Source organism: Corallococcus sp. Z5C101001 (assembly GCF_007352635.1).
GTDB classification, from domain to species: domain Bacteria; phylum Myxococcota; class Myxococcia; order Myxococcales; family Myxococcaceae; genus Corallococcus; species Corallococcus silvisoli.
The window spans coordinates 1-1,271 of record NZ_VKLU01000062.1 but is presented as its reverse complement, the minus strand read 5'-3'; the positions used below and the strand labels follow the sequence as shown (position 1 = coordinate 1,271).

Sequence of the window (1,271 nt, the reverse complement as noted above, 5' to 3'; positions counted from 1 at the left end):
CCCTCCGCGGTCGCCAGTCCCACGGACCTCCCCGTCCACGTCCACTTCGCCCGGCAGGCCGCGCGCACGCCGGACGCCGTGGCCCTCGCGCTGGGAGACGCCACGTTGACGTATGCCCAGTTGGATGCGCGCGCGAATCAACTGGCCCATCACCTGCGTGCGGTGGGCATCGTCCCCGGTGCTCGCGTCGGCCTCGCCGTCGAGCGCTCCTTCGAGCTGGTGGTGGCCATCCTGGCCATCCTCAAGGCCGGCGCGGCCTACGTCCCCGTGGACCGCAACGCCCCCGTGGAGCGCATCGCCGCCCTGCTCGACGACGCCGACGTCCGCGTCGTCGTCACCCACCAGCCCTTCGCCTCACTGCTGCCGGCCACCGGCACTCGGGTCTGGCTGGATGCCCAGGCCCACGACATCGCCGCGCTGCCGACCCATGCGCCGGACATCCTCCTCGACGGCCAATCGCTCGCCTACGTCATGTTCACCTCCGGCTCCACCGGCAGGCCCAAGGGCGTCTGCGTTCCCCACCGCGGCATCACCCGCCTGGTGCTCGGCAACACCTTCATGCGCTTCGGGCCTGACGAGGTCTGGCTCCAGTTCGCCCCCTCCGCCTTCGATGCCTCCACTCTCGAGCTCTGGGGGGCGTTGCTGCACGGCGCGAAGCTCGTCCTCGCGCCCCCGCACTCCCTCTCCCTCGAGGAACTCGCGGCTCAGCTTCGCCACCACCGCGTGACGTCGCTGTGGCTCACCGCCTCGCTCTTCGAGCAGATGGCCCTCCACCAGCCCGAAGCACTCGCTGGCATCCCCCAGCTCCTCGCCGGTGGCGACGTACTCCCCGCCGCCAGGGTGCGCGAGCATCTGGCCCGGCTCCCTGAAGGCGCCGTGCTCATCAACGGCTACGGCCCCACGGAGAACACCACCTTCTCCTCCACCCACTCCCTTCACCGGGGCTCCCGCGTCGACGGCTCGGTGTCCATCGGTAGGCCGCTCTCCAACTCCACCACCTACGTCCTCGACTCCCACCTGCGTCCGGTTCCCACCGGCGTCGCGGGCGAGCTCTACGTCGGCGGGCAGGGCCTCGCCTGGGGCTACCTCCACCGGCCAGACCTGACCGCGGAGCGCTTCGTCCCTCACCCGTTCGCCACCACGCCCGGCGAACGCCTCTACCGCACCGGCGACAAGGTCCGCTGGCTGGCGGATGGCACGCTCGACTTCCTGGGCCGCATCGACTTCCAGGTGAAGGTGCGCGGCTTCCGCATCGAGCTGGGTGAAATCGA

Annotated in this window: 1 protein-coding gene; it reads left to right on the top strand. The window is 71.0% G+C overall.

Annotated elements, in window-relative coordinates; translation table 11 throughout:
• Positions 1 to 1,271: amino acid adenylation domain-containing protein (locus FOF48_RS36200; protein ID WP_143909569.1), on the top strand; the 1,271-nt coding region annotated here is incomplete at both ends.